The 25,337-nt window shown below is 50.6% G+C and carries 19 protein-coding genes and 1 pseudogene; 10 read left to right on the forward strand and 10 right to left on the reverse strand.

Going from position 1 to position 25,337, the window contains the following annotated elements:
• Positions 1-242 precede the first annotated feature (242 nt).
• The 6 genes and pseudogenes from MKX74_RS04475 (at position 243) to MKX74_RS04500 (ending at position 5,660) form a co-directional block, all read left to right on the forward strand.
• On the forward strand, positions 243-1,241 hold the full coding sequence (locus MKX74_RS04475; protein WP_051091140.1) for an ABC transporter substrate-binding protein: 999 nt from the start codon (positions 243-245) through the stop codon (positions 1,239-1,241).
• 2 nt (positions 1,242-1,243) lie between these two features.
• Positions 1,244-3,022: an ABC transporter permease gene (locus MKX74_RS04480; protein ID WP_341177621.1), complete on the forward strand. Its 1,779-nt coding sequence runs from the start codon at positions 1,244-1,246 to the stop codon at positions 3,020-3,022.
• A 286-nt stretch (positions 3,023-3,308) separates the two neighbouring features.
• Entirely contained in the window at positions 3,309-4,361 is a 1,053-nt protein-coding gene (locus tag MKX74_RS04485) for an ABC transporter ATP-binding protein (RefSeq protein WP_341177622.1), read from the forward strand.
• 5 nt (positions 4,362-4,366) lie between these two features.
• Positions 4,367-5,149 carry a Cof-type HAD-IIB family hydrolase gene (locus MKX74_RS04490; RefSeq protein WP_341177623.1) on the forward strand — a complete coding sequence of 261 codons (783 nt, stop codon included), beginning with the start codon at positions 4,367-4,369 and terminating at the stop codon, positions 5,147-5,149.
• 189 nt (positions 5,150-5,338) lie between these two features.
• Positions 5,339-5,530, forward strand: a pseudogene (gene tnpA, locus MKX74_RS04495) (IS200/IS605 family transposase); the annotation flags it as partial.
• Positions 5,523-5,660, forward strand: a complete 138-nt coding sequence (locus tag MKX74_RS04500; protein WP_156897690.1) for a hypothetical protein — start codon at positions 5,523-5,525, stop codon at positions 5,658-5,660. The pseudogene tnpA and the gene MKX74_RS04500, both read left to right, overlap by 8 nt.
• Before the next feature lie 167 nt (positions 5,661-5,827).
• On the opposite strand, the gene MKX74_RS04505 is transcribed toward MKX74_RS04500, so the two are convergent.
• From MKX74_RS04505 to MKX74_RS04515, 3 genes are all read right to left on the reverse strand, one after another.
• Complete coding sequence (locus MKX74_RS04505) at positions 5,828-6,286, reverse strand: hypothetical protein (protein ID WP_051289944.1); 459 nt, start codon at positions 6,284-6,286, stop codon at positions 5,828-5,830.
• A gap of 574 nt (positions 6,287-6,860) precedes the next feature.
• Positions 6,861-7,760, reverse strand: a complete 900-nt coding sequence (locus tag MKX74_RS04510; protein ID WP_341177624.1) for a Cof-type HAD-IIB family hydrolase — start codon at positions 7,758-7,760, stop codon at positions 6,861-6,863.
• Positions 7,757-8,521 carry a PHP domain-containing protein gene (locus MKX74_RS04515; protein ID WP_341177625.1) on the reverse strand — a complete coding sequence of 255 codons (765 nt, stop codon included), beginning with the start codon at positions 8,519-8,521 and terminating at the stop codon, positions 7,757-7,759. Before MKX74_RS04515 ends, MKX74_RS04510 begins: the two co-directional genes overlap by 4 nt.
• A gap of 177 nt (positions 8,522-8,698) precedes the next feature.
• Between MKX74_RS04515 and MKX74_RS04520 the strand changes: the two genes are divergently transcribed.
• Complete coding sequence (locus MKX74_RS04520; RefSeq protein WP_028591745.1) at positions 8,699-9,535, forward strand: MurR/RpiR family transcriptional regulator; 837 nt, start codon at positions 8,699-8,701, stop codon at positions 9,533-9,535.
• Here MKX74_RS04520 and MKX74_RS04525 read toward each other — a convergent pair.
• From MKX74_RS04525 to MKX74_RS04545, 5 genes are all read right to left on the reverse strand, one after another.
• Complete coding sequence (locus MKX74_RS04525; protein WP_341177626.1) at positions 9,522-10,787, reverse strand: ABC transporter ATP-binding protein; 1,266 nt, start codon at positions 10,785-10,787, stop codon at positions 9,522-9,524. The genes MKX74_RS04520 and MKX74_RS04525 overlap by 14 nt on opposite strands.
• A 2-nt stretch (positions 10,788-10,789) precedes the next feature.
• Entirely contained in the window at positions 10,790-12,631 is a 1,842-nt protein-coding gene (locus MKX74_RS04530; protein ID WP_341177627.1) for an ABC transporter permease, read from the reverse strand.
• A gap of 17 nt (positions 12,632-12,648) precedes the next feature.
• Positions 12,649-13,857: an ABC transporter substrate-binding protein gene (locus tag MKX74_RS04535; protein ID WP_341177628.1), complete on the reverse strand. Its 1,209-nt coding sequence runs from the start codon at positions 13,855-13,857 to the stop codon at positions 12,649-12,651.
• 261 nt (positions 13,858-14,118) lie between these two features.
• Entirely contained in the window at positions 14,119-15,033 is a 915-nt protein-coding gene (locus MKX74_RS04540; RefSeq protein ID WP_341177629.1) for a hypothetical protein, read from the reverse strand.
• Positions 15,034-15,243: 210 nt separating this feature from the next.
• A complete protein-coding gene (locus MKX74_RS04545) occupies positions 15,244-16,272 on the reverse strand; it encodes a LacI family DNA-binding transcriptional regulator (protein WP_341177630.1) in 1,029 nt (342 codons plus the stop codon).
• Positions 16,273-16,729: 457 nt separating this feature from the next.
• Here MKX74_RS04545 and MKX74_RS04550 point away from each other — a divergent pair, with 457 nt between their 5' ends.
• The 3 genes from MKX74_RS04550 to MKX74_RS04560 all read left to right on the forward strand — a co-directional run bounded on the left by MKX74_RS04550 (position 16,730) and on the right by MKX74_RS04560 (position 20,347).
• On the forward strand, positions 16,730-18,010 hold the full coding sequence (locus MKX74_RS04550; RefSeq protein ID WP_341177631.1) for a sugar ABC transporter substrate-binding protein: 1,281 nt from the start codon (positions 16,730-16,732) through the stop codon (positions 18,008-18,010).
• Positions 18,011-18,158: 148 nt separating this feature from the next.
• Positions 18,159-19,514, forward strand: coding sequence for a sugar ABC transporter permease (locus MKX74_RS04555; RefSeq protein WP_341177632.1), 1,356 nt, complete (start codon positions 18,159-18,161; stop codon positions 19,512-19,514).
• Positions 19,511-20,347 (forward strand): sugar ABC transporter permease, encoded by an 837-nt coding sequence (locus tag MKX74_RS04560; RefSeq protein ID WP_341177633.1) that lies wholly within the window; start codon positions 19,511-19,513, stop codon positions 20,345-20,347. Before MKX74_RS04555 ends, MKX74_RS04560 begins: the two co-directional genes overlap by 4 nt.
• 339 nt (positions 20,348-20,686) lie before the next feature.
• Here the strand turns inward: MKX74_RS04560 and MKX74_RS04565 are convergent, their stop codons facing one another.
• Together MKX74_RS04565 and MKX74_RS04570 are read right to left on the reverse strand one after the other, a co-directional pair.
• Positions 20,687-22,885, reverse strand: a complete 2,199-nt coding sequence (locus MKX74_RS04565; protein ID WP_445667250.1) for an alpha-amylase family glycosyl hydrolase — start codon at positions 22,883-22,885, stop codon at positions 20,687-20,689.
• Between the two features lie 461 nt (positions 22,886-23,346).
• Positions 23,347-25,104, reverse strand: a complete 1,758-nt coding sequence (locus MKX74_RS04570) for a glycoside hydrolase family 13 protein (RefSeq protein WP_341177635.1) — start codon at positions 25,102-25,104, stop codon at positions 23,347-23,349.
• Positions 25,105-25,337 lie beyond the last annotated feature (233 nt).

Raw genomic sequence — 25,337 nt, forward strand, 5'->3', positions numbered from 1 at the left:
CACTATACGACAGCTATATAGATTGAACCTGTATTAATGAGGAAGGGTATGAGCAACGTCGTTTACATGGGAGAACCCTGGAGATAACAGCGACCGGATGACCAGATGTTCACCGCAGTTGCACGGACCCGAACTCTCAACATGTTCAGCTCAATCTATATAGGTAGAAGCTATACACACCAAAGGAGAGATTAATCGTGATTCCATTCAAAAAAACAGCAATTCTTCCCCTGCTTGCAGGTATGTTAATCTTTAGCGGCTGTGCTTCTCAAGGACCGACCGCTTCCCAGCCAAGTGACAGCGGCAATGGTGCTGCTAACGAAATCTCTGGCAATCTGTCATTCTACACCTCTCAGCCTGAGGAGGATGCCGGCAAGCTGGCAGATGCCTTCAATGCACAATACCCTAACGTGAAAGTGAACATCTTCCGTTCCGGAACCGAGGAGGTTACGGCCAAGCTTCAGGCTGAGCGCCAAGCTGGCAAGATTCAGGCAGACGTCTTGCTGCTTGCGGATTCGGTTACTTTTGAGAGCCTCAAGAAGGATGACCTGTTGTTGTCTTATAAATCCCCTGAGCTGAGCGAGATTCCAGCAGCACTGGTAGACCCGGATGGCATGTATGCTGGAACGAAGGTCATGGCGACTGTACTGGCGACCAACACCCAGAAGGTAACGACTGCACCTGATTCGTGGCAGGCTTTGGTCGCTGCCGATAGCAAGGATGCCAGCATCATGCCAAGCCCGCTGTACTCGGGAGCTGCCGCTTACAACATCGGGGTATTCAGTCGTACTGATGGCTTCGGATGGGACTACCTGCAACAGCTGAAGGATAATGGTATGTCCGTTATTAAAGGTAATGGGGCCGTAATGAAGGCTGTCGCCAGTGGCGAGAAGTCCTATGGACTTGTAGTAGATTATATGGTTGCCCGTGAGAAGGCCAAGGGTTCCCCTGTAGAGCTGACCTATCCTAAGGAAGGCGTTCCAGTGATTACAGAGCCAATTGGTATTATGAAGGATGCAGCGAACGTACCTGCCGCTCAGGCATTTGTAGACTTCGTATTGTCTGAAGAAGGACAGAAGCTGTCTGCTGAGATTGGGTACGCTCCGATTCGCAAAGGTGTAGCACCTCCAGAGGGGCTGAGAAGCATTGAAGAGATGACGATGCTGTCTGCTGATCTGGTACAGCTGACTGATGAGCGTGAGGCAGACAAGCAGCAGTTCATCAAGGTATTTGGAGAGTAAGCATGGAGCAAATGGAGCCGGTGTGGACGGATAGAACACAATCTGGTGAGCGATCACTGACAACCTCCAGAAAAGGGCGCACGCCCTTTTCTGTGCTATTGGCGTTATTTAGCAACAAACGAATACTCACGCTGCTGGGAGCCATCGCGGTATTGATCTTGTTCGTGTACCCGATTTTGAAGCTGATTCTGCTGAGCTTTCAGGGAGAGCAGGGCTGGACGCTTGCTCATTATATGAATCTGTTACAGCAGGACCGATTCTGGACGACGATGCGCAATACAGCTGTAATCGTGCTGGGCTCTACGGTATTATCCGTGGTGCTGGGAGCCGCCTTTGCATGGATCGTGGCTTATACGGATATTCGGCATAAGGGACCGCTGCATATGGCAATCCTGCTGTGCTTTATTTTGCCTTCGTATGTATTGACCCTGTCCTGGTCCTCCTTCATGGGGCCCCAAGGCTGGGTGGCGAAGCTACTACAAGGGATTCATTCCGATCTTGCACCGTGGAGCATGTATAGCATGGGGGGGATTATTTTTGTGATGGGCATCCATCATTTCCCCTTGGTGTATTTGTTTACGGTAGACGTCTTCCGTAAGATTCCGCGCGATCTGGAGTGGGCGGCAAGAGCAGGAGGAGCGACCAGACTGAATACGCTGCGCCGCATCACTCTGCCACTTGCCTTGCCTGGCTTGACTGCAGGTGGACTGCTGGTGTTCCTGGCCTCACTCGACAATTTTGGTATCCCCGCTTTTCTGGGGAGCCCGGTCAATATTTCGGTCCTGAGCACCTTGATCTATGAAGAGATTATTGGCTTTGGCCCGACGGCCTTTGCGCGAGGAGCCTCGCTATCTGTACTGCTAGGTCTGGCAGCGGTGCTGGGAAGCCTGCTGCAATGGCTGCTATTGCGCAAGAGCCATGCCTCGGACACCATCCAGCCGGATCTGACTCCACGCTATACGCTGGGGAGAATGAGCAAGCCATTATCCTTCGTTCTGTGGGGCTTCCTGTTACTCATTACTGTAGTGCCGCTATCGTCGATGATCTCCATGTCGCTGAAGAGAGCCTACGGTCTGGGGCTGACCGCTGAGAACTTCACACTGGATAATTATCGATACATTTTACTGGAGAATCAGCGGGTCTGGCAGGCGATTCAGAACAGTCTTGTGCTGTCTGCCGTGACGATGGTGGTATGTCTTGTGATCGGTTGCGCCTTTGCTTATATGCGGGTGCGTAGACCGAGTGCCTTCAATAAGGCTGCCGAGCTGGCAATGGCTGTTCCTTATACGCTACCGGGCATCGTGTTTGCCCTGTCCATGATTCTGGTGTGGATGGAGCCTATCCCTGACTGGAACCCCGGTATTTACGGCTCGATGACCATCTTGTTCATTGCTTATATTTGTCGCTTCCTGATCCTGCAGGTCCGTTCAGGAGTTACATCGTTCATGCAGTTGGATGTGTCTATGGAGGAGGCTGCCCGCATCTCGGGAGCGGGAGCATGGCGTAAATGGACAGCTATCCTGCTACCACTACTGCTACCAGGCATTCTCACTGGAGGGATGCTAGTGTTCCTGACGGCACTGACCGAGCTGACGGTATCGGCACTGCTGTATTCATCAGGCTCGCAGACGATTGGCGTTACGATCTTCGGCTTCGAGCAGGCGGGAGATACGCTGTATTCGACGGCATTGTCCAGCCTCATCGTAGCCCTGATTGCGGTAGGCGGAGCATGCATGCTGGTGGTTCAGCGCTGGGCGGCGCGTCGAGGCTATAAAGCGTGAACAGGTAAAGGTAGGTATGCAAAGGTAGAATGAAAAAGTAGGTATGCAAAGATGTGCGTATATGATGCTATACAAGAACGGCATAGCAAGGATAGAGGTCAGCAAATACAGGGCCGCGAAGCTAAATTTACAGAGCTATTATCTGGAGCTAAGTATAGGAGACTAAATGTACAGAGTTAACTATAGAGGACTAAATGTACAGAGTTAACTATAGAAGACTGGATATGTAGGGCTGGATACCGGAGCTAAGTATATATAGGTAAGGAAATAAGACGGGAGTGGTGGCATGAGCATCGAGATCAGGCAGGTGAGCAAAGCATTTGGCTCCTTTCAGGCTTTGCATAGTATTAACTTAACGATTGAGAAAGGGGAGTTCGTAGCGATCTTGGGACCTTCTGGCTGTGGTAAAACGACGCTGCTGCGTATCCTCGCTGGCTTCGAGCAGCCGAGCGGTGGCGAGGTACAGATGGACGGGCGTATTGTCGCAGGAGCAGACCGGTTGCTTCCCCCGGAAAAACGCCGAATTGGCATGGTATTTCAATCCTTCGCTCTCTGGCCGCATATGAATGTGACAGAGCATATTCGTTTTCCTATCCGCACCCATAAGGACACACCTGCACATATTCGCGGCCAAGAGGAGCAGCGCATTCGACAGGTGCTGGAATTGACCGGATTATCGCACCTGGCAGAGCGAATGCCACATGAGCTGTCTGGCGGGCAGAAGCAGCGGGTAGCGATTGCACGAGCCTTGGCCTCGGAGCCTTCCTTGCTGCTGATGGACGAACCCTTAAGCAGTCTGGATGCGATGCTGCGAATGGATATGCGTCGTGAGATTCAGCAGGTGCACCGCAGTACAGGATCGGCGATCGTGTATGTTACCCATGATCAGGGAGAGGCTCTGGCAATGGCGGACCGAATTGTCGTCATGAAGGATGGCCGGATTGAGCAGGCGGGGACCCCGCAGGATATTTATTTGCGCCCAGAGACGGAATTTGTCGCCAGATTCGTGTCCAAGTCCAATCTGATCCAAGGTCGCTGGAGTGGCAGTAGCTTTATCCCGCAAGGCAGCGCTAACACGGTATGGGACGGGACAGAGGTCGCTGGATACTTCAAGCAGCACGACCTGTACCCGGTGCGTCCCGATCAATTCCTGCTGCGCGCAGGCGGTGAGGCTGGAATTCCTGGTGAGATCGTCAATGTACAGTTTCAGGGCAAAGAATTCCATTATGATATTCGCTGTGATCAGCATCAATGGGAGGTCATTTCGCCACTGGCCTTCCGGCTCCGTGACAGAGTGAGTCTAAGTCTGGCTGATACTTCTGTGCTGCTGGGAGTGTGAACGTTGTGGGGGAGAGAGCTGACAAACTTATTTTATTCGATATTGACGGTACACTGCTGGATCACAATCACCAGGTCCCTTCCTCGGCGAAAGCGGCTGTAGCGGCATTACAGGCTGCTGGTCATACCGTTGCGCTAGCTACCGGACGATCTCCATTTATGCTGGAGCAGCTTAGATTGGAGCTTGGCCTCAGCTCCTATGTAGGCTTCAATGGACAATATGTGGTGCATGAGGGAGAAGTAATCTACATGAATCCACATGCTACAGAGCTGCTTCGTGAACTGGCGACATTCGCTGCTGAACGTAATCATCCACTCGTTCATCTGGATGCAGAGCGGATGAGCTGCAGTCAGGCGTATCATCCATATGTGGAGCAGTGCATGAGCTCGCTGCGGGTGGAGCATCCTGCATGTGATCCGTTATTTTATGAAGGAAGAGCGATCTATCAGACGATGCTATTCTGCACGCAGGAGCAGGAGGAGGCTTATCGTAGCCGCTTCAATAAGCTACATTTTGTCCGCTGGCATAGTTACTCTATGGATGTGCTTCCAGCAGAAGGCTCCAAGGCTGCTGGCATTCAAAGGCTGATGGCAAGGACAGGCTTCCGCCCAGAGGATACGATTGCCTTCGGAGATAACTATAACGATATGGAGATGTTCAGCTACGTCGGCTGCGGCATCGCTATGGGGAACGCACCTGAGCCAGTCAAAAGCCTGGCTGCGCATGTGACAGCAGAGGCCCATCAGGATGGGATCTGGCGTGGGCTGCAATGGGCGGGGTTGATTTAAATAGGCAACACTTAGAAATCATAAAATTGATGTGATAAAACGTATGAAACTCACTTCGACTGGTGAAGCGCGCGAAACAAAAAACCACCAGCTATGCGGGTGGAGGGATTGAGGGTTTGAGGGTTTGACCACCATGACCATTCCAATAAAATTGAGATGTTCAGGCTCAAAAGAGAGGAATGGTCATCAATGGCAACCAAGAGCTACAGCCTAGCTCACACAAAGTGGATGTGCAAATACCATATTGTGTTCACCCCGAAGTATAGACGGAAAGAAATCTATAATCAAGTGAGAAGAGATTTAATCGAAATCTTCAAACGTTTGTGTAAGTACAAAGGAGTAGAGATTATAGAGGGTCACATGATGCCCGATCATGTCCACAATCATGCCTGACCATGCATCGTTTGCTTCCACTGACTGCGGCTGGTTCATGAATGTAAAACCATACGAAATCATTACGGTAGGCATTCCTAGTAATAAGCTACTGAAGAAAAAGGACGGGGCTGAGTAGCAGCCTACGCAATAAAGACGCCTCAGATTCCAGGCATGCGCTGGGTGAAGAGGCGTCTTTGGCATTAAGTGTGGGACAATGCTTACGAGTCTATTGAGCCACGGCACTAAGCTGGCTCTTGAAGTCATGACCAGGGAGAAGCAGCCGGTTGCCTCTGAGCATGGAGACTAGCGATTCTTTAAACTTTCCAGATCAGCCTCAAGCTTTAACTGGCGACGATTCAGAATATCTATACTGTGTCCGTGCGTAGTCAGTTCGGAGGATACCTTTCGTTCAAAGCTGTGCAATGAAGATTTATTTTGCTTCGATAGGTCCAAAGTTTCCAGCACAGCTTGCTTGATGGCGGGTATATCCTTGGTGTGGTTTTTGATCTCAGAGATATCAGTTTCCAGGCTATCCAAGCGTGTGTCTATACGGTCGAAACGTGAATCCACACCGTCCAGTCGTGAATCCATACCATCGAAACGTGAATCCATACCATCCAATCGTGAATCTATACCATCGAAGCGTGAGTCCATACCATCAAGTCGTGAATCTATACCATCCAAGCGTGAGTCCATACTGTCCACTCTGATGTTTAAGGTTTTCAGCTGCTCTAAAATTTGGGTTAAAATCTGTTCGCTCAAGTATTCCAACCACCTTTTGTAGAATGATAAGTTTTCAATGAAATGTAGAGAGAACTGTTCATCTTGCTGTAGAAGCAATTATCCCTAAAAGCAGCATTAAAATCAATGTGAAAATCTGCTGTCTGGGACTTGCTTTCGGCGCGGTCATTCGGATATAGGTGATGTAATTAAGCGTATTACTTTATAGGAATAACACAATGAATGTAATGTCTTATGATTTTTACTGATGCTGCTGGGAAATGTTTGGTCCGAAGAAGAAATGTGGCTATACTGTGTATTCTAAATGCCACCGTATTAGATCAATCATTAAACTAAAATGAGCGAAAAGGCCCGGAAACTGTATTGCCAAAATGGGTGTGCTAAGTCTGAGTATACTTATCCATTGTATCATGGTTTATATCACAGCTAGTATCGCAGCTAGCAGCATAGCGACACAATGCAGAAAGACGCTCTCGTTACCAATGCCCCTCTATACGAGCGGGGGCGTGGACTTGAAAGCGTCTTTTGCAGGTGTATATCCAGCAACCGAAAGAGAAGCTCCTCTCTCGTTGCTGTTTTGGTCGTGGGAATAGAACTAACGTTCCATTCCCATCGTAAAGTCCTGTGACTCCAGTGGCTCTGTATCAAGCCATTCGGAGATGATCTGGGCCAGCGCATGCTGCTCATGCGACACAGTGACGGCATCCGCTAGCAGTTGCAGTGCTGGTACTGCATTCCCGGTGGCGATGCCGAGATCCGCTGTCTGCAGCAGTTCAGCGTCGTTCATTTGGTCGCCGATAGCGATCAGATGCTTGTGCTGCCAGTCCATCAGCGTTGCCAATCGAACCAGTGCGGTTCCCTTGGAGCAGCCTTCGGGCAGCAATTCCAAATAATTCGTCTCAGAGAATACAACCGTGCAGCCAGGCATCCGCTCACTCAGTTGCTGCTCCAACCAACGTGCGGCTGCTGGCGTCTGTGCTACCGCCAGCAATTTGACTGCTTCCTGAGCGGCCTCCTGCCATTGGGCAAGACTAGTGGCGATGCTCTGCAAGCTGTCCTTGCGTTCATGCTGCACGATCAACTCATTGCGGCATGGAGTCAGCATCTGATCGCCTGTGCACAGCAGCAGCCCAAGCTGGTTGTCTTGCACCTGCAGCTCGTACAACCAGGCACTTAGCTCTGGCTGCAGAGACAGCCGCTCCGTACGCAGCACAGTATTGCGGTTCGGACAATACAACTGGGCACCGTTGCATACGATCAGTGGCTGCTCAAGCCCAAGCTCGCACGCATACGGCAGCGCCGACTGCCAAGGACGGCCAGTAGCGATCACGAACAGGCCACCAGCCTGCCGGAAGCGGGCGATCGCTGCCGCATTCGTTGTGCTAATTTGCTGCCTGCTATCTAACAGGGTTCCGTCCAGATCGCTAATAATGACGGTGTGTGCCGCCTTCATTGTTACGCTCAGTCCAGCCTGTGCATGAGCTCCCATCCTCATACGCTCTGGCGCAGCAGCTCGGCCTGCAGCAGCTGCTTGATGTCATCTGCCGCCCGTACCTTGATCGGCAGGCATGACGAGATGGCTACCGAATAGTCGCCTTCCTTGATGCAACGCTTCAGATCGGCGATGGTGTCGCAGGCGCGTCCAAGTGTATTGACAATACTGCCTACCTGCAGGGGATGGTGCGTATCGCTTCCACCTACCAGCGGCAATGCTGCCTGAGCAGCATATTCTCTCATCTGCGAATGCATGGCTTCCACTCCATAGGTGCGCAGGTCCTTGGCATTGAGATCGACCGCATCCAACTGGCTCAGCTGTTGCTGACTTAAGAGCTGCAGCGAATTGCTGGAACGGAAGGGGTGGGCACCGATCATCAGCATTTCATGCTCCGAGCACATCGTCATAAGACGATCAAAGGGAATAAAAGAGTCGTCAGTCATGTGCCCTGTCAATTTTGCGTGTATCGACCGAATGGATTCCCGCGGGCCTATCACGAGAATATGTCCGCCCTCTGCCACATCGACCTCCATGCCAGGAAATACCTTAAAGCCATCGACGTCATAATAATGATTGCGGTAAGGATAGCTTCGGTCTAGCTCATCATAGATATCGTTAAAGCGGAGCGTGTTGAAATGCTCAGTCATCGTGATGGCCTGCAGCCCTTCCTGTCTGGCCTCGGAGATCATGGCTTGAAAATATTCGGGGGAGAATGAGACCTTTTTAGATAATTTAACATGGATATGGAAATCGATCTTCATCAGTGTATAGCTCCTTGTTGTATGAGTTTGGCTACATGTAATAGCTCATTATATTACTTAATAATAATTTACAAAACGTTTACAATGTAAAATTATTTTCACTATGTGCGCTGTTGCAGTATAATAAGAACACCACTTTGCCGGAGGTATTCGGCATGCCAAAAGGAGACAGCACTTGTGAATCAACACTTCGATTGGGATCTGGACAAGCTGTCCAAAAATCAGAAGAAAATTGCCAATTTTATCGAAAAGAACACGAACCGTATCGCTTATTTAACCGAACAGGAGATGGCGGATCAGGTCCGTGTCAGCATAGCCTCGATCTCCCGCTTTTGGCGAGTGATCGGCTACAAGAACTTCAAGGAATTCAAGCAGATGCTGGCCGATAATCCCGACATTACGCCTGCATACAAAATCCAAAACCTGATTAACAAGGTGGATGGAGAAGACCTGCCCGGTCAAATGCTGAAGCTGGGCGTCCAGTATCTCACCGAAACGGCAGATGCGCTCTCCCGCCCCGACTTCCACAGGGCAATCGCCGCCTTGCGCGAAGCGCAGCGCATCTATGTGTACGCGCCTGGCCCTTCGCAAGGTCTTGGCGAGCTGCTCTCCTTCCGACTGAAGCGCTATGGGATGCATATCATCAACATGGGGATGGGCGGACACGAAATGTACGAATCGCTGATGCATTTGCAGCCTGCGGACGTAGTCGTTGTATTCGGATTCTCCAACATCCTTCCTGAGACCAAAGCCATTATGCAGATCGGCAAGCAGGTGGGCTACAAAACCGTATTTATTACCGATTTCATGGTATCAGACATGCTCAACGAAGCGGATATTGTCCTGTACACCTATCGCGGCAAGCTGAGCGATTTCCACTCCATGGTGGCCCCGACGGTGCTGGTGGAAAGCTTGATTGTCGGCGTAGGACAAGCTGAGAAGGAGAACATCATCCCCAAGCTCAACTATCTAAATCAATTGCGTAAGCAGTACGCTTCGCTTATCCCGAAATAGCTGTGGTGCTGGTCAACCCGTCTTTGTTCTGGGCAGAGCCTGAAGCAGGGGGCGGCTCGGACAGGGAGGGGGCTGCTGCATGTGCAGGAGTACCATGCTTTGGTGTGACATCGGACAGGGCCTTAGGTGTGGATTCACCTGCCGAAGGCTCCGGTGATAGCAGCTCACCGCTCTGATTGTCATAGGCCAGCACCTTCTGCCGATCAATATGCACCCATACCGTGGAGTCGAGCGGATATTCGCTCTCGCCAATCTCCTTGACAAGCAACTGCGTATCCCCGCTTTGTAGCTGAATGAGCGTTTCCGAGCCTGCTGGCAGCACAGAATAGACCTGAAATGGTGTGGCATCCTTGACCGGCTCACGGGAAATGACTAGATCCTCAGGCCGTAGTGCCAGTGTAATCTCTCCTAAGCCTTCGGGGATCAGACCATCCAGCCACAGTCGTCCAAGCGGAGAGTCGATACAGGCGTAGCCCTCAGCATCTGTAGTCTGCGCATACCTTGCCGATAAGAAATTGATCTTGGGATTGCCGATGAAATCGGCGATGCGCAGATGCTGCGGACGACGATACAGGTTGCGCGGCGTATCCACCTGCAGCAATCTCCCTTCGAAGAAAACGGCTACTTTGGTTGACAATGTGAGTGCCTCCGCTTGATCATGCGTGACATAAATAACGGTAGTATTCAGCTCGCGGTGCAGTCGCTTCAATTCTGAGCGCATCTCTACTCTGAGCTTGGCGTCCAGATTGGACAGCGGCTCATCCAGCAGCAGAATGCGCGGCTCCGTCACGATGGCCCGGGCAATTGCCACCCGCTGCTGCTGTCCGCCTGATAGCTCAGATGGATAGCGATCCTTATAGGGGAGGATGTGCAGCTTTTCGAGCGTAGCCTCCACCTTTTGGCGAATCTCCGCCTTGGGTATTTTCTTCATTACGAGACCAAATGCAACATTATCCATGACAGTCATGTGAGGCCAGAGCGCATAGTTTTGAAAGACAAGATTAAGCCCGCGCTTGGCGGGAGGGACGAACTCCAGCTTGTCTCCATCCGCGACCGTGGCACCGCCAATCCGAACCACTCCCCGCTCCGGATTCTCTAGTCCGGCGATGACGCGAAGGGTCGTTGTTTTACCGCAACCCGACGGTCCAAGAAAGGTCATGAAGTCTCCTTCCTCCACCACAAGATCAATATCCTTCAAGATGGGCTGGCCTGCAAAATGCTTATTAATTTGCTTTAGCTCAATCAAATTCATCGTTATCCTCCAATTCCTTTGGTGAGGTCCGCTTTGCCGAATTTGCTCGCCAAAAAGTACATAATTAAAATGATGATTACAATAATGATCATGATGGCATTGGCATATTGTTGAAAGCCTTGCTCAGCGTATTTGTAGATCAGCGTAGTGAGCGTACCCGTCTGCGGCGTTACCAGCAAAATAATGAGATCAAGCTCCTTCATCACGCTGATGAACAGTAGCATGAAGCTGCCGAATAATCCTTTGCGGCACAAGGGCAGCAATATTTTGGTGAACCGCTTGAACCAGCTGGCTCCCTGCATCTGGGCCGCTTCCTCCAGTTCCCCGCCGATCTGGTACATCGTGCTGGCACCCGACCGTGTTGCGAACGGCAATTCATTGACGATCGAGATGAGGATGATGAGAGTCATCGTCCCGTACAGCGCGGGCAGCAGTAACGTAGGCTGGGCGAACATGGACAGATAGATGGCTGATAGCGCAATACCAGGGATCAGATAAGGCAGGAACGATACTTGCTCGATCAGCTTAGCGGACAGCAAATTGCGTCGCTTGGCGATAATGTAGCCGAACAACAGACCGATTACGCTTGCGACGCCAGCTGCTACGAGCGCAATGTGCAGGGAATTACGTAGCGCCTGAACGATACCATCATTGACCAGCACGCCCACCTCTCCCGATGCAATCCGTGGGTTCGATTCACCTGTCCAGAAGTGGAGGGTAAAGTTGCTCCAGCTAAAATCACCGTCTGCCAGCATGAAGGACTGCAAGACCAGAACCAGCATGGGCAATATGGCGATGATGAACATAAAGCACATTACCAGCATGGCAACCGGTATTCTCCAGCGTCCCAAGTCAAACAGGAATTTGCGCGAATCCTTGCCGCCTACAGTGGCATAGCTTTTGCGGCGACCGATCATTTTTTGATTCATATAAATGGTAGACGCACACACCAACAGCAAAATCAGGCTCAGAATGTATGATTCCGAAACCATCCGGTTCTGCATGCTCCCGTGCAGCATCGTGGAGATTGTGTAATATTTGATCGGCAGTCCCAAAAATGCTGGAACACCGAAGGAACCAAGCGCCTTGGAGAAGGTCAGAATAAAGGCCGACAGAATGGCTGGCATGACCAGAGGAAAGGTGATCTTGCGCAGTACCGTCATGCGGCTGGCCCCAAGCAGACTTGCCGTTTCCTCCAGACTGCTGTTGATTGACGAGAGTGTGACCGAAATGAGCAAAAAGAAAAAAGAAAAATAATTAAGGCTTAGACAGATGACAATCGGCAAAAAACCGTAAGAAACCCAGTCAGGCGGGCTGACACCTAGCAGCATTTGAACGATTCCCTGGCTTCCGCCAATGCGATCATTCTTGAAGATTGAAATCCAGGCAAAGGACGTAATCCAGGATGGAAGCATATACGGAATGATCGCCAGGAATACGAGCGTCTTCTTGAAGGGTAGATTGGTCTTGGTAGTCAGCCAAGCGAGCACGCCGCCAATTACCATAGACAGCAAGGATACCCATACGCTGATGTTTATCGAGTTCAGTAACGGCTTGTATAACAGAGACTGACTGATATCGCTGCTGAGCACCCGCATCCAATGGTACAGAGTGAATGCTCCCGGAACGGCTTCACTGACACGGCGGGCATCGTTAGCTGTCCACTGCAGGCTGTGCAGCACGATTTCCCACAGGGGCAATACCACCGTATAGGCGAGAAAGACGAGCGACAAGCCCGTAATGAGATACAACGGGCTTGTAACATAACTCTTTACACGATTAAACAGGCGCTGCATGCGAAGAAAAGAACGAGGGGACTGAGCCCCTCTATTGGATACTGACACCTTTTACACCATCCCTGCTATTGATTGGCCAGTATGAAATCGATGACCTTCTGTGTATTTTGATATAGGAACTCACCGTCATATTCCCACAGATTAAGCTCACTGGTCGGACGCTGCTCAGTCAGGTTAATGTCCGTCCGGGTAGACCATGAGCCGAGCACGTTATAAGGACGGAAGCCCTCAGCCTTGCCGTCTGCTTCCCCGGCCATCCAGCGAATCAGCAGCTTGGCTGCGCTTGTGTGGTTTGCCTGATCAGCAACGTACAGGTAAGACGTGCCTGCTACCGACATTTTAGGAGCGGTGTCATAAATAAACTGCATCTTGAAGCCTTTGTCGACGATGTTGCGTGATTTGCTTGACGTGGATACGCCCAATGGAGGGTCCTGTTGGCCTGGCGTACCGACTGCTGTTACTACGTCATCGCTGGATTTGACGAATACAGGATCATTCGCAAGCAGACGCTTGATGAATTCGTACCCGGCATTTTCGGTGCCGTCCAGCACAATTTCCTCGCCGTATTTTTCCTTGTAGGCCGCCGCCATGTTGTCGCTGTTCGCAACCATAGTTACGAGCAGATCCATCGTATCCGCCGAGAGCATCGGATCATCAACGACAACCTTACCTCTCCAGCGCTCATCGGTCAGATCCCACCAGTTGTTGACAGGCGCCTGATCATATACCTCGGTGTTATAGAAAATAGTTCGCGTCGAGAAGTAGAATGGCAATCCAGGGGAGGATTCGAAGCCAGGGGCCAGCTTGCTGACAATGTCTTCAGGCATGTAGGCGTGCAGTGCACCTTCAGCTACGAGCTCCTGCGACACCGTGCCTCCAGCGTCCTTGATAAACACGACGTCTGCGTTATACAGGCCTGCCTGCTGCTCACGAACCAGCTTTTCGATCATTTCGTTGGTGGACATATCGTAGGCCTCAACCTCAATGCCAGGGTACTCCGCTTCGAAGCTTGCTTTGACATCCTTAATGCGGCTGGATTGCGAATAGACCGTTACCTTGCCTTCCAGCTTGGCTTTTTCATATAGCTCCTCAGTGGTCTCTGTCAGATCCAATCCAGCTTGCTCCAGCCAGCTATTGGCTGCAGCTGGCGCATCTGCTCCGGATGGCGAAGCAGAAGGAGATGCCGTCTGGGAGGTAGATGCTCCACATGCAGTCAGAGCAAGCGAAAGAATGAGCGTACAGGTTATGCCTGTCAGGCGGAGATTCTTTTTCATGAAATATTAAAGCCTCCTAAGTTATGATGTTGACCTCAGTATAGGAAGCTTTTATTAAACGAGGATTATCGCAACGTTAATTGGTGTAAAAATTATTTCATTTATTATAAATTGAATGTTTTATTACAAAATGTTGTTTTGCGAAGAAAAATACAGCACCAAAAAAAGACGAGCCCATCGCTTATGCGGAGAGTCCGTCTTTGGGCTCGTTACTATGACTGTTGTTCAGTGGCCTACGCACTGAAAGATTGGAGAAACAGGCTACTCACTCTTGGCAATCTTGGAAGGGTTGTTGATCTTGTAAGGTACAGGGTACTTGGCCAGCTTTTTCTTAATGATCTTGGCCTCAAAGGTAAGCACATCTCCCTCCGCCAGCTCGTGCTTCTTCATCGTGGCACTGTGGCTGGACCAAGCCTCGCCCACCTCAATCAGCTCCGGCTCCAGAATGCTCACCTGCTCATAAATGATAACCTCATCGTCGTTATCCGAGAAATGATTGGGAACCGTGGTGAATTCTTTAACAATGGCGGTCATTTTCACCTTGCCCTCTGGTAGCTCCAGCTTGGGTGCTTTTGCCTTTCCGCCCTTGGCCTTAGGCTGCGCAGGGGTCGCAGATGCTGTCTTGCTCTCGGGCGCAATATATTCCTCGACGAGTCCGTCTGGATCCCCCTTGAAGGCTGTATGCTCGTGACTTTCTGCTGCTTGTCCAGCGTCTTGCTCCTCTTCTAAGCCCGATTCGTCGCTGTAATCACCTTCTGTATCCGCTGGCTGATCGTCTATGGTTAATCCGGATTGACTCTGTTCCTCGTCTACAGCGTCCTTGGACTGAACGGATGTCTTGGAGGCTGAATCGGCTTCCTCAGCTTGTTCGCCCTTAACCGTGGTATTCTTGGCGCCGAAGCTGGCAGCCTGCATTTCCTTCAGATAGGAGGGGTGGATGGTATGCTTCTCTCCATTGTCGAACTGAATGACCGCTGTTACGTGATCGGTATATCCTACCAGCTCACAAGCGATGTTCAATCCATTCCCTTTATAATAGAAGGTCTTCAGCTTGGTGGCCTTATCTGACACTAACCCCCATGCTCTGCACTGCTTCAGCAGCTCATCTTCATTGGTAAAGCTTATGTAATACTCAGGCTCAATTCTGAAAGCGTAGGTCATAGCTCCGAGTTCCATCCTTTCTCATCTTGTCTCGTACCCTTAGTGTAGCATAGATGGTCTGCTCGCTTCATCATACCTGGCCGTATGAAGCTCTGAAACAAAGGAGCGAACCCCGCCCAGAGAAGTCATTCGGTTTGATACGATCCGGCTCACTGCCCCAAGCGTTGTATTTTGGAGCGCAAGGAACTTCGTACATGAATAAGGCAAACGATTGCACAAAGGTGGCTAAATATGCTTCGGCAGCACAAATAGTGAGGATTCCCGAACCATCAGCTGATGAGGAATAATGATTGGATGGGGAGGGGGTGTCTCACCCTGGAGAATTTTTAACAGTAGCTGAACGGCGGAATAACCCAATTGGTAGGTTCCGATATCGATGGAACTCAGCGGCGGTAATGCGAGTTCAGACAGGGCAATGTTGTTAAAGCTGACCACGCTGATATCCTCGGGAACACGGAATCCGAGCTCTGCCAGAGCACGCAGTACGCCGAAGGCCACATGATCGTCGATGATCACGATGGCGGTTAGTCGTTCCGGCAGTGACATGAACAGGGACATAGCCCGAAATCCGCTCTCCAGCAGATGTTCTCCTTCCAGAATCCAGTCCTCATGAACCTTCAACTGAGCATCCTCCATCGCTTTGGTATATCCGACCATGCGGTCATGGGACAGAGTGAATTCAGGCGGTCCGCTGACGAATCCGATCCGGGTGTGGCCCTGTGCAATCAGATGGCTGGTCGCGTCATAGGCCGTCTGCACATTATCGTTATCCACCATGGGCGCATGTGGATGGGTCTCGCTGCGTCCAATCAGTACAAAAGGGAAGCCTTCCTCTTCCAGAAAGGTAATACTTGGATCTTCCCGTCTTGAGGAGAGGAGCAAAATCCCATCCACTCTCCTCCCATATACCAGACGGGAGAGAGCGTCAATCCCATTGCCCGAGGAGGTCTCTGTAGACAGCAGCAGCTCATAGTTCATACGGGTGGCAAGCGCCATGATACCGCGTAGCAGCTCCCCAAAAAAATAGTTCTGAAACAGCTCCTCGGCTGGGCGGGGAAGCATTATTCCCAGAGTATGTGACGTTTTGGACACCAGGCTTTTCGCCATGATATTCGGATGATAGTTGTATTCTTTCATGATCTGTCGAACTTTTGCTGAGGTTTCGATACTGATTCGGGGATGGTTCGAAATCACCCGAGATACCGTAGAGGGGGATACACCCGCCAATTTGGCAATATCTTTAATTGTGATCATGTGAAAAAATCCCTTCTCTACCATCATTTCAGATATGATCTTATGTTAATTCATGGTTTAAAAGAAATCAATCGTTAAGTAAGCGTCTCAACAGTCAAAAAAAGGAAATTGAAGGAAAATAGAGCTAGGTCAAGAAAATAAATACTTTTCATGCCAGATGATAATAAAATGGGCTAATTTGACCTTAAATCATTTGTGCAAACGTTTGCGCAAATCAAAGACGATGATATATGATTTGATTGTTATTTTAGCGCTTACATAGGCGGTTTTATCGAATTCATGATCTTTTTTCTCCATGGACATCAAGGATGGAAGATGACGAATCGAATCTTGAGCAAACGTTGCTCTTGGTTGTTCGTCATGTATGGTGATTCGGATCTTCAGCAGCCAGAGCACTTCAGGTGAAAAAGAGCGCGAAAATTACACTTGTGCCAATCAGAGGGAAGGGGAAATGAGAATGAAGAAATGGCAGGGGGCTTCACTTGCGGTATGGATGTCCTTGACGATGGTTGCTTGTTCAAGCGGGGGTGGGACAATAACCCAGGGAATTGAGGGAAAGTCTGAAGGCGTGGCTATAACTGCAGATAGCATTCAGCCGGAGCCCGGGGCCACATTGGTCATCTGGGAGGACAAGAATCAGCGCAGCTTCATTGAGGATCGAGTTCGGCTATTCGAGGAGCAGTACGGCGTGCCGGTCAAATTTGAAGAACTGCCTCCAACGGACCAGGTTGTCAAGCTAACGACGGACGGACCGGCAGGACTTGCAGCGGATGTGGTCATTTTTCCGCATGACAAAATTGGAAGTGCCTCGGAAGCTGGCTTGATTCTGCCCAACGATGTGTTCGAGTCTAGAACTGTGGAGTCCACCAGCGAAAACGCGCTGAAGGCGGTCACGTTTAAGGATATTCTCTATGGTTACCCGTACAGTGTGGAGACCTATGCCTTGTTCTATAATAAAAAACTGTATCCCGAGGCACCAAAAACGTTCGATGAGATTATTGATTTTGCCAAGAGCTACAATGACACTAAAAATAATCAGTATACGATCATGTGGGAGCTGCAGCAGTTCTATTACAATTTTGCGTTCCTTGCCACCCAAGGGGGATACATCTTCGGGGATGATGGCATGAACAGTGAGGATATCGGCCTGAACAACGAAGGTGCCCAGAAAGGCGGACGGTTCCTGCAGAACCTGAAGAAGGATGTACTGCCTGTCAAACTGGGCGACGTGAACTATGATATCAAGAAGGGGCTGTTCAGCAGCGGAAAATTGGCGATGGATATTAACGGTCCGTGGACGATCTTCGACTACCGCAATGCAGGCGTAGATTTTGGCGTGGCACCGCTTCCAGAGATCGATGGCAAGCCGATGACTTCTTTCTCCGGGGTCAAGGCCTATTATGTTAACGCATTTACCCCTTATCCGAATGCTTCAAAGATGCTCGCGGCATTCCTCTCAAGTGAAGAGTCGCAGATGATCAACTTCGAGATGAATGGAACCCTTCCAGCGGATAAAAATGTAGCTGCGAACCCCACTCTGCTGGCTGATCCGATTTCCAAAGCATTCCTGAAGCAGTTCAATCACTCGACACCAATGCCATCGCTGCCGGCCATGGATAGTGTATGGGGACCTATCTCTTCGGCAGTTACGGACATATGGGACGGTGGCAAGGACGTGAAGTCCTCCTTGGATAATGCCGCCAACCAGATCAAGGAAAGTCTCGCAACGACGAAATGAATTCCAGCCGAGAATCTCGTGAGATGGACAGTGGGCTGCCCATAATGACGCTAATGATGCAACTGTCCAAGAGGTTACCTAAGCCAGATTCAACCTGCCTGTATCCCAGGTACGGGCAGGCAATTCTGATGCCGGAAGGAGAAAAGCGATGAAGCAGCAGCATGTTCCGGTGAACGCGAAGCCGGAAGGAGAGGGACAGTACCGTCTGACTGCGGCTGTACTATCCATTATTTTACAGGGATTGGGGCAGATATATAATGGTCAGTGGATCAAAGGGATTGCCCTGCTTGCGCTGGAAGGCGTGGGGCTGGCCTACTTGATTCCCCGCCTGAGCCACGCTCTCTGGGGCATACGGACCCTGGGCGAGCAGACGCAGCGATTTGTGAAGGTAAATGGTTCAACCGTTTTGCAGAAGGGAGACCACTCCATCTTTTTGCTGCTGGACGGCCTGATTGTACTGCTCGTATTTTTCGTATTTCTGTTGATATATGTCCTTAATGTTCGAGATGCCTATCTTACAGGCAAATGGAGAGAAGAGGGCAAGCAGCCGCGGACTGCTGGAGCTTCCCTGCGAAATGCTATGGACACCCAGTTTCCGTTTCTATTCCTGTCCATCCCCGCTCTGGGTGTACTGTTCTTCACGATTATGCCCATCCTTTTCACCATCACGCTAGCCTTTACCAACTACTCGGCACCGGATCACATTCCCCCGGCAAAGCTGGTGGATTGGGTCGGCTTTGGCACATTCAGCGATCTGATTCAGCTCAAATCCTGGAGCCGCACCTTTATTGGGGTGTTGGGCTGGACCATTGTATGGGCTGTAATGGCTACAGTTACCACCTATTTTGGTGGCGTGCTGGTTGCGCTTCTAATTGAGCAGCGCGGTATCCGCTTCAAGAAGATGTGGCGTACGATCTTCATCCTGCCTTACGCCATACCGCAGATCATCTCGTTGTTGCTAATGCGCAACCTCTTCAATGGACAGTTTGGTCCGATCAATACGTACATGAGGGCATTTGGGCTTGAGGGTCTGCCCTGGCTCACCGACCCTTTCTGGGCGAAGGTAACGGTCATCATAGTAAACATGTGGATCGGCATTCCAGTTAGCATGGTACTAATACTGGGTGTGCTGACTGCGATTCCGCGCGACCTGTATGAAGCTGCTGAGGTGGATGGGGCGAGCAGTTTCCAGCAATTCTACATCATTACGCTGCCATTCATTCTCTTTGCCACAGGCCCTGTGCTGATTATGCAGTTTGCGGGCAACTTCAACAACTTCAACGTCATATACCTGCTGACGAACGGCAACCCGTTGCGCGGTGATTACCAGTATGCCGGATCGACTGACCTGCTGGTGACTTGGCTGTATAAGCTGACGCTGGACAATAACAAATTCAACATGGCTTCAGCAGTGGGCATCATTATTTTCTTGATTATCGCTTCGTTCTCTATCTGGAACTTCCGCCGTTCCAAATCGTTCAAGGAGGAGGACATGATTCAATGAATAAACGCAATCATCCGCTACGGCTGGCGTCAAGTTATGTCATACTGCTCATCATTGCGGTTGTCTCGGTCTATCCCGTGCTGTGGATATTCCTCTCGTCCCTGCGTACAGGCGCGGCGCTGTACAGCGAGCGCCTGTGGCCCGAGGCGTATACGCTGATTCATTATGTTGAGCTGTTCACTAACCCCTCTTTCATGTACGGACGCTGGTATCTGAACACGGCCAAGATTGCTTTCTTTACTATGATCTTCTCTACCTTGCTGGTAACTTTGGGAATGTATGCCCTGTCCCGTTTCCGTTTCCGTGGGCGACAAACTATTCTTTCCACGATGTTGATACTGGGAATGTTCCCAAGCTTCATGAGCATGATTGCCATTTACATCATCCTATTGCAGATCCAACTGCTCGATACCCATGCTGCGCTCATTCTGGTGTACTCGTCGGGAGCAGTGCTGGGTGGTTTCATTGTCAAAGGGTTCTTTGATACCATTCCACGCAGCCTAGATGAAGCAGCACGCATTGATGGTGCGAGCCATCTACGAGTGTTCACCAGCATTATTCTGCCACTGTCCCGGCCGATGCTGACCTATGTTGCCTTGACCAGCTTCACGGGAGCATGGATGGATTTCATCTTCGCTCGCCTGGTACTGCGCACCAAGGAGAATTGGACGCTGGCAGTGGGTATGTGGGACCTGGTTAGTCGCTACCAGGATAGCAACTTCACGCTGTTCGCTGCCGGGGCGGTGCTGATTGCCATACCGATTACGCTGCTGTTTGTATTCCTGCAACGCTTCTTGGTTCAGGGGCTGATGACAGGAGCCTCCAAGGGATAAAGGCTGATTGCCCCTGGATACCCTGTCTGCTGACCTCGGTCAGAAATCAGGGGAGTACAAAGCATATACTCCTTTTGTAGGGACAGGGCGCAAGCGATAGCTGCTGCATATTCATTTGAAATAGAATTCAGGCGAAATAGAATTCAGGCGCTCTTGAAGGCGGTCCTTGCATGGGCCTGTTCAGGGCGCTTTTCATCACTTACATTCACCATTCGGGACGTCGAGGCATATTGGCAGACAGACATGGAACGTAGTTACCCCCGGGGCAGTCGCTACAGGCGTACCACCTCGGGGGCTGTTGCTTTCGTGAATGGATAAAGAATGCTTCTGTATTCCGTGTTATTGCCAGTTGACGGTGACTGTTGCAGTTCCGCTGGCTGGAGTGGTGTACGTGTGGTTAGATCCACTTTCCCAAGTTACGGTCGATCCGTTTTTCTTGAAGAATTTGAACTGTAATGGCGTTCCGGCAGGCACACTGACGTCATAATACCAGGTTGGATAAGCGTGTATCACCTGGTTGAAGGCTGGTCCGATCGCGTTAGCGCCAGTGGACCAATTGCCAAGCTCTGCTACGTTTCCAGACAGGTAGACGTTCTCGCCCAATGCAGTTGTTGCATTGTTGACCACAAATCGGACGGTAACCTGTTCTCCGCTTAGTATGTTGAAGCCGCTGTACCCATTGCTGCTCATACCTTCAGCGGTCACTTTTATCGTATAGTTACCAGCTGATATAGATGGAACGGTAACCTTGATCTGGCTATCCTCCCAGGAGGTAATAGCCGAACCAGTGACGGCGGTGGTTCCAAAATAGACAGTGCCCTTGGTTGAACCGAATCCACGTCCGTCGATAGTAATGACGTTGTTAGGCTTGCCCATCAGCGGTCCCACATGTCCGATGGTTGGTTTGCTTTCCTCCATCGTATACTGCCATACCGCGGTTGCCCCGCCAGAGAGTGTAAAAGAGGAGATATTACCGTCGCTGGATGTAATGCTGTTGCCGCCCAGTACATCTCCAAGAAGATCCGTATAGGTTCCAGAGGGTAGTGAAGTCACAAGCCCACTGATGGGCGTCGACGAGGAAAGATTGCGGTTGATGGCTACAACGGCCACGCTATTGCCGAATTTACGTTCATAGATATACACATCATTATTGATCCAACGCTGTTCGGTTGAACCGTAGGCAATGGCCGGGTTGGACTTGCGCATTGGCGCCAGCTTGCTGATCACATCGAATGCGGTGGTCGACTTGGAGAAAGATGTCATTTTAGCCCGATTATCGGGATCGCCGTTTCCGGTCATGTATTGTTCTGTTCCGAAATAAATGGCAGGCACTCCACGGGAAGTAAGCGTGAATACCAGAGCCTGCTCCAGGTGGCGGTTATTGACCGTATTGGTCTTGAAGCGGTCCATGTCGTGATTATCAATGAAAGTTACCTGATCATTCACTTGGGCATATTCTGCCGCTGTGCTATTGATCATGGAGTCCAGCGCGTACATGGTGGAGGAATTGTTACGGAATACGTTGCGCACTTCATGGGTAAACCGGAAGTCCAACAGGCTCATGCCGGATGTGTTCGCGAATCTCGTATTATCCGCATCCGAGGCGGAAGATCCCAGGAACCATTCACCGAAGGTAAACACAGGCTTATAGTCATAGATGCTGGACATCCAGCTCTTTTGCCAGCCTTCGGGCATATGCTTCACCGCATCTACCCGGATACCGTCCACACCCATATCGAGCCAGAGCTTGATAGCGTCCTTGAAATATTGGTCAATGGTGCTGTTATTGTGGTTCAAATCGGCTAGGTCATAGAGGTTTTTGTAGATTCCGTTCTCCAGAGAGGAGAAGTCCGAACCGCCGTAGTGATGGAAATAGCCTTTGGTATCGTTGGTGTATCCGCCGAGAAGTGCTCCGTTGTCATATAGCTTGCCGTTCTCGGCAAAGGAAGTATTAGTCTCCATGGCTGGAGATGTGTGATTGGGAGCGAAGTCGATAATAACCTTGATTCCCTTGGCATGTGCTGCCTGAATCAGATTCTGGAAGTCGGTCATAGAGCCGAAATACGGATTGGTTGTCTTGAAGTCCCGTGCCCAGTAACCGTGGTAGGAGGTGCTGTTCACACCTGAGTAATTGATGACAGTATGGATGTTCTCCACCGGCTGCGAGATCCAAAGGGCGGTAATGCCTAGGTCCGTGAAGTAGTTGTCGTTGATCTTGTTAATTAGGCCCTGCCAATCCCCGCCGCAATAGAGTTTCAGGTTGGTGCAGCTGGCATCGTATGCCTCCCCGGAAGGATTATTGGAAGGATCTCCGTCCAGGAAGCGGTCAGTAAATACCTGATAGATGACATCGGTACTGAAATTCTGCTTGTTCGATACTGCCGTATCCGCATCTGCATACACTGAGGTCACGGGTAGGAAGGGAAGTGCGCTTCCAGCCAGTAGGCCGAGAGTTAAGGTGATACTTAGAATGAAGCGTCTGGTCACATTCAACAAGTTAATCCACCTTTCGTTAGGGTTGTAGTATCCTGCAATCATCAACAATGAAACGCATTCAAAATGAAAAGGATCAAATATGATTACAATTTCTGCTGAACCTGCCCTCCTTCCTGCATGCGAACAACCCCGGCACCTCCTGCTGGAGTTACCGGGGTTGTCCTAGACCTTAGGTCTAAAAGCATGGCCCTCGTGTTGTAATCACAACGTAATCATAAGAAATTAACAATTATTTTGTCAATAAATTTCTATATAGTATTTTTTTTCTTTTTTTGTATCTGAAAACAATTATGATGAATTATAGCGATCCGTCATGGAATGCATGAGCGAATTCAGGACTTCCCGGTGGGGAAACAGCTTGATGGGGATCAGCAGATCGCTTCGGGAATTTAGAAAGGACTGATTGTGTCATCCTGACGTGTTGGACAAAATAACGTTCTTGTCAGATCGGCTGGTTGCAAGATGATCATGCGACCAGCCATGATCTAAGTTCAGCCGATGAATTATCGTACTTCGAGTTTTAGCAGGCGGTATCCCAGTCCCTCAACCGCTACGTCTAGCTTAAGGTCGCCAGAAACCAGTGCTTCTCCGCTATAGGCATCACGCCAGAATGCTCCCTCAGGTACCGGAAGTTGCAGAAGCTGCGAGGTTTCCCCTGCATTTATCAGCAACCGGAATCGTTCATGACCGCTCTCATCTGAGCGCTCAATCACCAGGGACGCATCTTCTTCGGCGGCATGCACGACCCGCCAATGAATGCTTCGAAGGGCGGGATGAGTCTTACGCAGGGTGATGGTTCGGGTATAGAAGTCCAGCAGATCCCGGTTCTGCCGCTCCTCATCCCATTCCATGCACTTCCTGCACCCAGGATCGTAGCCACCCTCCAGGCCGATCTCGTCGCCATAATAGATGCAGGGGACTCCCGGATAGGTCAGCAGTAGCAGAACAGCGAGTTTCATCCGGCGCACATCACCATGACAGATAGACAACAGTCTGGGGGTATCATGGCTGCCCAGCAGATTGAAGGCCGCTTCCGTTACAGACTGCGAATAGGCCATGAACAGGCGCCCGATCTCTCCTACGAAGCCGAGGCTGTCCAGCTTGCCGTGGACGGCAAAATCCAGTACTGAATTCGTGAACGGATAGTTCATGACTGCATCGAACTGATCCCCCTGTAGCCACATGATGGAGTCATGCCAGACTTCTCCAAGGATATAGGCATCGGGCTTAATCGCTTTAACCGTCTCGCGGAATTCGCGCCAGAATTGGTGATCGACTTCATTGGCGACATCCAGTCTCCAGCCGTCGATACCGATCTCCTGCACCCAGTAACGTGCCACCTCAAGGAGATACGCCTTGACCTCAGGATGTTCGGTGTTCAGCTTGGGCATGATGGGCTCGAAGGCGAAAGTCTCGTAGGTAGGAATGCCATCCTCGATCCGTAGTGGCCATTCCCGAACGTGGAACCAGTCCGCATACCGCGAAGCCTCCCCGTGCTTCATCACGTCCTTGAAGAAAGGAAAATCGAGGCCGGAATGATTGAAGACGGCATCAAGAATAACCCGGATACCCCGCGCGTGGCAGGCGTCTACCAACTCCTTCAGCTTCTCGTTCGTGCCGAAATGGGGATCTATCGCCAGGTAGTCGGCGGTGTTGTATTTATGGTTGGTGCTGGCTTCGAACAGCGGGGTGAAATAAATGGCATTTACGCCTAGTCGATTCAGATGGTCCAGGTGATCCAGTACCCCCTGCAGATCCCCGCCAAAAAAATTGACTGGCGTAGGCTCGCCTCCCCATGGCTCTACGTTTTTGGGGCTGATTGTGGGATCGCCATTAGCGAAACGCTCCGGGAAGATCTGATAGAAGACTGCATCCTTCACCCAGGCTGGCGCTTCGAACATATCCGCCGAATGCAGGAAGGGGAAATCGAAAAATTCAAGTGGATGCTCCGGCAAGTTCGTCTCGAATCCCCGCTCGGTCATCCAGAGACGTTCGCCGTCTTTCTCCAACTCGAAGCCGTATCGTAATCTGCGGTATGGAGGCTGCACCTCCACCTGCCAATAATCGAACAGAGCATCGCTGGCGAACCTGCGCATCGGAAGAGTGCGAGCTGTGTGCTCCCAGGCGTATTTATCCCCGATGATGGCGGATACTTGCTCCATGTCGTTGTGACCTGTTCGCAGACGGATATGGAGGGTGTTGCGGTCATAGGCATACGACCAGTTCAAACGTGCACGGTGATAGATGGCTTCAAGTAGCATTGGACATTCACTCCTTGGATGGGATAATGGTGGTATTTCGGCCATGAACGCAAAAAAGGTACAACCTCCAATGTTGACGAGGTTGTACCTTTCGGCAGCATAGCCTTTAAATTATGTCATTATTATACAGTTGAACAGGTGAAATGTGAACCCTTCCGACCACATTTTTTACCAGGAGCATCAAGTGGATGTGGGAGCGCTTCATTTTGAGTTGAACGAGATGCTGAGAAAGT

It is taken from the genome of Paenibacillus sp. FSL K6-1230, from assembly GCF_038002385.1.
In the GTDB taxonomy this organism is placed as follows: domain Bacteria; phylum Bacillota; class Bacilli; order Paenibacillales; family Paenibacillaceae; genus Paenibacillus; species Paenibacillus massiliensis.